The 5,311-nt window shown below is 70.7% G+C and carries 4 protein-coding genes; 3 read left to right on the forward strand and 1 reads right to left on the reverse strand.

All coding sequences use genetic code 11. From position 1 onward, the window contains the following. On the forward strand, positions 1-832 hold an 832-nt coding region (locus tag RA20_RS01935), incomplete at its 5' end, for a glycosyltransferase family A protein (RefSeq protein ID WP_039124093.1). Beyond that, complete coding sequence (locus RA20_RS01940) at positions 829-1,884, forward strand: glycosyltransferase family 2 protein (RefSeq protein ID WP_039124096.1); 1,056 nt, start codon at positions 829-831, stop codon at positions 1,882-1,884. The genes RA20_RS01935 and RA20_RS01940, both read left to right, overlap by 4 nt. Positions 1,885-1,891: 7 nt before the next feature. On the opposite strand, the gene RA20_RS01945 is transcribed toward RA20_RS01940, so the two are convergent. Beyond that, complete coding sequence (locus RA20_RS01945; protein WP_039124098.1) at positions 1,892-3,085, reverse strand: peptidase G2 autoproteolytic cleavage domain-containing protein; 1,194 nt, start codon at positions 3,083-3,085, stop codon at positions 1,892-1,894. Positions 3,086-3,364: 279 nt separating this feature from the next. Between RA20_RS01945 and RA20_RS01950 the strand changes: the two genes are divergently transcribed. After that, positions 3,365-5,311, forward strand: a 1,947-nt coding sequence (locus RA20_RS01950) for a calcium-binding protein (protein ID WP_039124132.1), incomplete at its 3' end; no start/stop codon positions are given.

Raw genomic sequence — 5,311 nt, forward strand, 5'->3', positions numbered from 1 at the left:
GGACGGCACCGAAGCGGCGGTGGCGGCGGCGGACCTGCCGGCCAATATCCGCATCACCTATCACCGGATGGCGCAGAACGGCGGCCCGGCGGCAGCGCGCAACCACGGCATCACCCTGGCCGAGGAAGAGCGGGTGATGTTCCTGGATGCCGACGATCTGCTGGCGCCCTGCTTCTTTGACGTGATGCGGCTGGCGCCCCTGGGCGGGGAAACCGGCTTTGTGATGTTCAAATACCATCTCAGCCGCAAGCCGGAGCAGCGCTTCAGCTATGACATGCACCCGGTCGACCGCCGCTTCTTCAGCCGCGCCCCGGAGGCCTGCTTCCCGGTGCAGCGGTTCCGGCTGCAGGACCGGCCCGAGGCGATGGCAACGGTGAATTTCCCCTGGAACAAGCTTTACGACCGCGCCTTCCTGCTGGAGGCCCGGATCAGCTTCCCGGATCTGCGCATGCATGAGGACATCACCCCGCACTGGCAGAGCTTCCTGCGCTGCCGGATGTTCGGGGTGCTGGACTGGGCGCCGCCGCTGATCACCCATTGGGAGGTGCCCGAGGGCGGCCGCGCTACCCAGTATGTGGGCGAAAAGCGGATGGATGTCTTTGCCGAGCTGGCCAATGTCGAGGCGGAGCTGCTGACCCATGCCGGGGCCGGCAGGCTGCTGCCGGTGTTTGCCGATTTCTGCGATGACCTGTTCACCTGGATGAGCGGCGGGCTCTGCGACGGCGGCGATGCCGAAGCGGAGCGCTGGCGGCGCAAATATGCCGCTGCCGCGGCGGCCTTCTGGGCGGCCAGCGAGGCGGAGCAGCCGCAGCAGGAGGACGAGGCGGCATGACCCGGATCAGCGCCATTATCACCACCTATAACGTCGAGCCCTTCATCGCCACTGCGATGCAGTCGGTGATCGATGCGGGGTTTGACGATCTCGAGCTGATCGTGGTGGACGACGGCTCCAGCGATGCCACCCGCCGGGTGGCCGATGCCATCGGCGCCGCGGCGCCGGCGGACCGGGTGGCCTATGTGCCGGTCTATTTTGCCCAGAACACCATCGGCGGGGTGGCCTGCGCCGCCAATGCCGGGCTCGACCGCGCCACCGGCGATACCGTGGTTTTTGTCGACGGCGATGACTGGGTGCTGCCGCAGGCGCTGGCCGGCGCGGTGCAGCGGCTGCAGGACACCGGCGCCGATTTCGTGGTCAGCGGCTGCCAGGAGTATTTCAACAGCACCGGCAATTACACCACCTACCCGGAGGCCCATCTGTGGGACAAGGTGCGCCAGTCCGGCGGGCTGGAAGAGCGCCGCCGGCTGCTGCTGCAGATGGCGCCTTTCCCCTGGCGCAAGATCTACCGCCGCAGCTTCCTGGAGCGCCATGCGATCCGCTTTCCGGTGGGCGACTACTTCTTCGAGGACAACCCGTTCCACTGGGAAACCACGGTGCAGGCGGAGAGCTTCAGCTTCTATCCGCCGGTCACCCATGTGCACCGGATGGAGCGCCAGGGCCAGACCGTCACCTCGATGGGCATGAAGCCCCTGCAGATCTTTGCGCATGCAGAGACCATCCGCGCCATGCTTGAGCGCACCGGCCAGTCCGGAGCCCTGGCCGAGCGCTATTTCCACTGGCTGGCGGACCACGTGCTGTGGTGCGGCCGCCATGTGCCGCCGGAAGGGCTGAACCGGCTGTTTGCGCTGGCGCAGGAGGCGCTGGCCGCCTATCCCGAAGCGCTGTTCTGGGAGCGGCTGGCGGAGAAGCCGCGCAAGCTGGGGGAGATCCAGCAGCTCACCGCGCTGCGGCTGGGCGACCGGCTGGGCTTCCTTGCCGGCATCCAGTCCCAGGAGCAGGAGCGGGCGCTGGCGAAGCTGCTGCCGCAGGACAAGGCCCGCAGCTGAGCGCCGCTCAGCGCAGCAGCCATTCCTCGATGCCGCCGGAGACGGTGCGCATCCGGATCCAGCGGCGGCCTGCGGGCTGGCCCCGGCGCAGCCGCAGCTTGCCGACCAGCCCCACAAGCGCCCATTCCGGGCGGCTTGCCCGCGGCACATAGGGCCGCGCCGGATCATAGGCGGGGTTCTGCGCCGGGCGGCCGTCGGCGCCGCGCTGCAGGCTGCCGTAGGCGTCGCGCAGCCAGCGCTGCTTCCATTCGCCTGTGTCGCCGTCGCCCACCACCGCCGGGTTGCCGCTGATCACCCCGGCCGGATCCTCGCCGGGGGCCGCGGCGCGGATTTTCTCGCCCTCCAGCACCACTGAGATCCCGCGGCGGTCCTCACCCTGCGGGTTGCCGTCGGCCCATTCGAACCATTCCGCGTAATCGGCGCCGCCGCCGGACCAGGCGCCGGCGCAGCTGCCGTTGCCGTCCGAGCCGAGCCGGAAATCAGCGCTGCCATCGCCTGCCAGCAGGTAGTCGGCGCCGCTGCCGGCAATCTCCAAAAGCGCGGCCGGGCTGGCGGGCGCCGCAGGGCCGAGGCCGGTGCGGCCGCTGGCGGCCTCGAGGCGCAGCGCCTCGGTCCAGCTGCTGCCGTCGCTGGAGACCTTGAACGACAGATCATCATTGCCGGCCAGGCCGATCTCGGCGCGGCCGCTCCAATTGGTCTGCAGCAGCAGCGAGGCGGTGTCACCGGCGGCCGCCTTGTTCAGCTTCAGCTGATGGCCGCTGCCGTCGTGGCTGAGCAGCGTCGCAGGCCCCGAGACCGACAGCGGATTGGCGGCATCGGCGGTGGTGCCGATGCCGAGAGAGGCGAGGTTCTGGGTCCTCGCGGGCGGCAGCACCCAGGCGCTGCCGTTCCAGATCCTGAGCTCACCGGCGGCCCGGCTCCAGGCGCGCCAGCCGGGCAGGGGGGCGAGAAACAGCCAGCCCTCGCCCTGCCAGACGGCAATGGCATGGGCCTGGCCGGCCCAGGCGGCGGTGGGGGCGGGCCCCAGCGCATGGGCCTCGCCCAGGGCCGGGCTGGCGGGCGGCACCGCGGCGCCGAAACCCTCGACGCTGAGCTGCACCAGCGCATCCAGCATCTGCAGTGCCTCGTTGTGGGTCACATGTTTCTGCGCCTGGGCAGGCATCAGGTAGGGCAGCGCGAGAATCGGCGAGGTCTGGGTCATGAGCGGGCTCCTGCGGCGGCTGAAATCGGGACGCGCGCCAGTCTGGCAGGGCCGGGTCAAGCGCGCGCTAATGCAGCGTGCGCCGGATGCGCAACAGGGGTCGCGGGGCCGGGCCGCGGGTTTTCCCGTGTTCCCGCCTTGTTGCTGTCCTGTTTTCGCCTTGTTCCGGCAATTGTCATCAATCTGTAAACAATGTCCCTGATTTTGCCCGTTTTGCTTCCCGCTTTGTGCCGGCCGCCGCCGCCAGGCTGGGCCCGCAACAGCGCAAAGGAGCGGGATATGGCACTGGCATTCAGCGGCCGGTTTGCGGCGGACGATCTGATCTTCGGCACCGATCTGCGCGATCTGGAGATCGCAGTGCAGGACGGCCAGGCCACGCTTTATGCGGTCACCGGCATGAATGGCGGCATCAGCCGCTGGCAGCTGAACGGCAGCGGTGCGCCGCAGCTGGCGGGCCAGCAGCTGCATGCCCAGGCGGACCTGCGCACCGGCGGTTTCGAGCTGGCGGAGGCCGGCGGCGGGCTGCGGCTGCTGCAGGCCCAGACCAGCCAGAGCTCCCTGGCCTTCTATCAGCTGCAGAATGACGGCAGCCTGGGCAGCCGCCAGCAGGATGCCCTGGCGGGCGCCGAAGCGGGCGGCTTTGGCGCGGTGGCGGTGCTGGAGCTGGCCGGCGGAAAAACGGCATTTTACGGGGCCGGCAGCGCCAGCGGCACGCTGCAGGGCTGGCAGCTGGATGCGGGCGGCGCGGTGCAGGGCCGCACGGCAGCCGCCGGCGGCGCCGGCGCCTACAGCCTTGAGGGGCCGGCGCAGCTGGCCGCGGTGCAGAGCAGCGCCGGCCCGGTGCTGCTGGCGGCAGATGCGGCCGGCCTGCGCAGCTACCGCGCCGATGCCGCCACCGGCGCGCTCAGCCTGGGTGGCATGCTGGGGACGGCGCAGGGGCTGGCGGTCTCGGATATCACAGCGCTGGAAGGGTTCGAGGCCGGCGGCAAGGCCTGGGCGCTGCTGGGCGCGGCGGGCAACAGCTCTCTCACCCTGGTGCAGGTCACCGGCACCGGCGGGCTGAAGTTCACCGCGCAGCTGCAGGACACCGCGCTGACCCGCTTTGGCGGCATCTCGGCGCTGGAGGTGGTGGAGGCGGACGGCCATCTCCTGGTGCTGGCGGCGGGCAATGACGGCGGCATGAGCCTGTTTACCCTGACCCCGGGCGGGCGGCTGATCCACCTGCAGAGCCTGGAGCATGAAACCGGCCTGGGGCTGCAGAATGTGACCGCGCTGGAAGCGGCGGTTGCGGGCGGCCAGCTGCAGGTGTTTGCGGCCTCCGGCGCCGAGAGCGGCATCAGCCGTTTCACCCTGCCGCTGTCCGGACTGGGCGAGCTGCGCCAGGGCGGCAGCAGCGCGGCGCGGCTGGAGGGCAGCAGCGCCGGTGATGTGCTGGAGGGCGGCACCGGGCGCGACACGCTGGAGGGCCATGCCGGCGACGACGTGCTGGTGGCGGGGGCGGGCGGCGGCCGCCTGACCGGCGGCGCGGGCGCCGATATCTTTGTGATCGATCCCGCTGCCGGGTCGGTGACGGTGACGGATTTCAGCGCCGGCACCGACCGGCTGGACCTGTCGCTGTTCGAAGGGCTCTATGCGGCGGGCCAGCTGCAGGCGGTGCAGACCTCCCAGGGGCTGCAGCTGACTGCGGGCAGCACCCGGATCCTGCTGCAAAGCGGCAGCGGCGGCGGGCTGGAGCTGGAGGATGTGTTCGGCCCGGCGCTGCGCTTTGCCTTTCCCGAAAGCCGCGGGCTGGGCGAGACCCTGCCCGGCGGCACTTTTGTCGGCAGCGAAGGCAATGACCTGATGCAGGGCGGCGGCACCGGCGACACGCTGCTGGGCGAGGGCGGCCAGGACCGGCTCAAGGGCGAAGGCGGCAGCGACTGGCTGGAGGGCGGCGGCGGCCGCGACACGCTGGCGGGCCATAGCGGCTATGACACCCTGCGGGGCGGCGATGGCAACGACCTGCTGCGGGGCGGCCAGCAGGGCGACCGGCTGCAGGGCAATGCCGGCGCTGACAGGCTCTATGGCGAGGACGGCCAGGACTGGCTGTGGGGCGGCTGGGGCGCTGACCGGCTTTATGGCGGCAGCAGCAACGACCAGCTGTGGGGCGAGGGCGGCAACGACCGGATCTATGGCGAGGGCGGCAACGATCTCTTGCGGGGCGGCGAGGGCAATGACCTGCTGGCG

The sequence above is a fragment of the Leisingera sp. ANG-Vp genome (genome assembly GCF_000813725.1).
Classification (GTDB): domain Bacteria; phylum Pseudomonadota; class Alphaproteobacteria; order Rhodobacterales; family Rhodobacteraceae; genus Leisingera.

Excerpts from the sequence above, each read along its gene's own strand:
- RA20_RS01945 (WP_039124098.1), bottom strand. The coding sequence starts at position 3,085 with ATGACCCAGACCTCGCCGATTCTCGCGCTGCCCTACCTGATGCCTGCC.
- RA20_RS01940 (WP_039124096.1), top strand. The coding sequence starts at position 829 with ATGACCCGGATCAGCGCCATTATCACCACCTATAACGTCGAGCCCTTC.